This window comes from Deltaproteobacteria bacterium (assembly GCA_016223005.1).
Taxonomy (GTDB): Bacteria; Desulfobacterota; GWC2-55-46; order UBA9637; family GWC2-42-11; genus JACRPW01.
Genome location: JACRPW010000052.1, coordinates 1 through 3040, shown reverse-complemented (window position 1 = coordinate 3040; position 3040 = coordinate 1). Strand labels below are relative to the sequence as shown.

6 protein-coding genes are annotated in these 3040 nt (G+C 42.2%); all 6 read right to left on the bottom strand.

Translation table 11 applies throughout. The features are described 5' to 3' along the window. Positions 1-37: 37 nt before the first annotated feature. Positions 38-385, bottom strand: coding sequence for a cytochrome c (locus HZC45_06115; protein MBI5682724.1), 348 nt, complete (start codon positions 383-385; stop codon positions 38-40). Positions 386-401: 16 nt separating this feature from the next. Beyond that, positions 402-1385, bottom strand: a complete 984-nt coding sequence (locus HZC45_06110) for a transporter (protein ID MBI5682723.1) — start codon at positions 1383-1385, stop codon at positions 402-404. Between the two features lie 64 nt (positions 1386-1449). Next, a complete protein-coding gene (locus HZC45_06105) occupies positions 1450-1677 on the bottom strand; it encodes a hypothetical protein (protein ID MBI5682722.1) in 228 nt (75 codons plus the stop codon). A 142-nt stretch (positions 1678-1819) separates the two neighbouring features. Beyond that, positions 1820-2224, bottom strand: a complete 405-nt coding sequence (locus tag HZC45_06100) for a hypothetical protein (GenBank protein ID MBI5682721.1) — start codon at positions 2222-2224, stop codon at positions 1820-1822. A 4-nt stretch (positions 2225-2228) separates the two neighbouring features. After that, positions 2229-2693 carry a copper chaperone PCu(A)C gene (locus HZC45_06095; protein MBI5682720.1) on the bottom strand — a complete coding sequence of 155 codons (465 nt, stop codon included), beginning with the start codon at positions 2691-2693 and terminating at the stop codon, positions 2229-2231. Positions 2694-2725: 32 nt separating this feature from the next. Then, a partial coding sequence (locus tag HZC45_06090; protein ID MBI5682719.1) for an SCO family protein occupies positions 2726-3040 on the bottom strand: 315 nt, incomplete at its 5' end.

Sequence of the window (3040 nt, the reverse complement as noted above, 5' to 3'; positions counted from 1 at the left end):
GCATAATAGCAAGGCGAGTATCAAGCCCCCTTTCATTCTACCTCCGCAGTAGTTCCCTGACATAGGCAATAACATCCACAGTCTCCTTTGCGCTGAGTTTGGAAAATGCAGGCATCCAGTCTCCCATCCCTTGCTTTATAGACCTGTAAAGGTCTTCATCTCTCTTTGGCATACTTTTTTCCAGCGTCCCGCCGGCAACGCCTCCCCCTTCGCCTTTCTCCCTGTGACAGTAGATGCAGTTCTTTTCGTAAACGGCCTTTCCGGCTGCCGGGTCGCCGGTAAGCTTCATAGCCTCATGTAACTCAGTATCGGTAACCCGCGGAATGGTTGCGCATCCCCAGATTGCCAACGATAAAAGGATTGCAGATATACCTGTACGATACATATCTAACCTCCTTAATCTAAAACAGATGAGAAACAGACAATATTGCCTTGTAATCCTCTCCCATCTGCGCCTCCCCGGTTGTCGGGTCGGCAGGCAGATCGTGATATATAGCAGGTCTGTAATTGAGTTCCACAATCCATTGCGGATGAGGTATGAACAAAAGACCTGTATTGAGATAAATTGTGTGCCCCTCGCTGCCGTCCACTGTGACACCGTCAATCTTTTCTTTACCCCTCCTCTCTCCTGCGACACCAAGGGCAAAGGATACCGTTGGTCCAGGCGGTGTTGCCGGATATATCCGGTAGATGCCTGTTAGGTCATAGCTAAGCATGTTTCCGAATTGATGTTTTTCATCCCCTGTATCCATTCCTGTTTCCCCTTTTTTCCCTTCATTATTCATAGAGTAGAGGAGGTTAGCGGCAATGGTGAACCTGTCTATCGCATGGCTTAAGTTTAATCCCAGAAGTATATCGGTAGAGCCTGTGCCTGGCTGCATGTGGGCATCCATATACATTCCCATATCATCTTTCGCATTGGTAGCCCCTGTAGGAAGTTTTACCCCGGCCTGGCCGGCTACGATGGTCGTGGAATCCAACTCATGCCGCCTATAGAAGGTGTATCTGCCCATGAGGACAATATCCCCCAAACCTGACGCCTTCCCTTTCATAAACGTCATGCTCACATCATCCCACTCTTTCATGGTTCTTCTCACATACGGCACAACAACAAAGGCTGTAAGGTCAGGGTTTATGGCATAAAATCCTGTAACTTGGGTTGTAAGATGGGTCTCCTTATTTCCAGGATTTTCTACCTTCTTTGTGCCTTTATACATATCGTTGAGAACTGTGTAACGTTCATCTATCCTTAGACCTATCCCTGTAGTGGTCTGAAGAGGGGATAAACCCTGGGATAAAAGGCAGTAATCACATGAAAAACTCAAACCGCTCAGTGAAACTAAAAAAAGGATTGACAATAAACATATTGACATGCATCTCTTCATTTGTATAACCTCCTTCATTTGTGGAAAATGAGGGCAGGGAGATTTATTTTCCTGCCCTCTCAGACTACTGCACCACTGCGCCTCTTCTCTTGTTCATGCCGCAGATATATTCCTCTTTGCTTATCTTCTTGAGCAGTTTGATGCTTAAAAGGGTGTCTTTTCTTTTTACCCTTGGAAACATCCTTGCCCTTTGAAGCACGGCAATAGGGTTCTCGCCTTTCAGAAACCAGACCCTTTCAATGGAATTGCCTGCACCCACATGGCCGCACTCTATTATAGCCTTGTAGAACATAGAACCTCCTGTATTCGCTTTGCTCAAATTGTAAAATGCAAATTGCAAATTATAAATTGCAAGATTGGTTTCTCATTTAAAAATTTCCAATTTCCAATCTTCAATTTACAATTTTTTTATGGGTGGAACTGGTTATGAAAAATCAGGCGGAAAGCTTGGGAGGTCCTTCAGATGGGACAGTGTTTATACTGCTGTAGATTTGTTTATCTTCGAAAAGACTGTATATGAATGGCTGCGTTACAACAATGCATGTTTCAGACGGGATTATAATTTCATAGGCAATGGTTGATACTTGACCATCAGCAGAACAGGTGCAGATTATAGATACTTCTTCTTTTGTTTTATTATGGTCTCCATTATGTGAATGGTTATGATTACTGGTATGTTGATGATGCGGACATGCACCCTTGATTGGACATGTATCAGTTGATGAATTATGCCCGCCGCCGTGCTTATCAATGTGCAAACCGCGGCAGAAGATATTTAGATTAAATGTAATAACACCAAGTATCGCTATGATTAAAAATTTTTTCACCATTATCTTCAAATTGTCATCTCATTTTCATAGTGCCTGCTTCATTGTCAGACTTTTTAACCGGCGCCGTAACCTTTATTATCCCTGCCGTTTCAGATTTTAATACAATATGAATTTCTTCTCCTGCTGTAAGTTGTTTCTTCGGTCCAATAAACATAACATGATATCCTCCGGGTTTTAATTCAACGGTCTTGCCAGCAGGCATATCAATACTGTTTAATTTTCGCATCTTCATCATGCCTTGCTCCATATAGCCCATATGCAGTTCTGTTCTTTCTGAAATATTTGATTCTGTCTCTATAAGACGGTCGTCTGCAGTTCCATGATTTGCAATTGTCATATATGCAGCGCCTGTAGGCGCATTTGGCGGTGTTTCTCTTGTCCATGCCATTTTAATCTCTATGTCCCCTGCAATTCCATTAGATGCCATAAGAAACACAAAAACTAAAATGCTAATAAAAGATAAACTTAGTTTAAACATATTATCCTCCTCCAAATAATAAGTTTTTTTCATTACATATACTGCTTTATAACCTTTGCCATTTCTTCCCTCGGTGTATGAAATGAGAACAGATACTTGAAATTGCCTTCTCTGTCTATAAGATAGATGCTGGTTGAATGTCCCACCGAATAATATCCTCTCTCGTCCGGTTTATCCTTCTCATACATTGCACCATACTGTTTTATAACTTTATCTATCTCTACTTCTGTGCCGGTTAATCCAATAAATGATGGATTAAAATATGGGACATATTCTTTTAGTCTTTCAGGCGTATCCCTGCTAGGGTCAACAGAGATAAAAAGCACCTGAACCTCACCTCTCCTGCT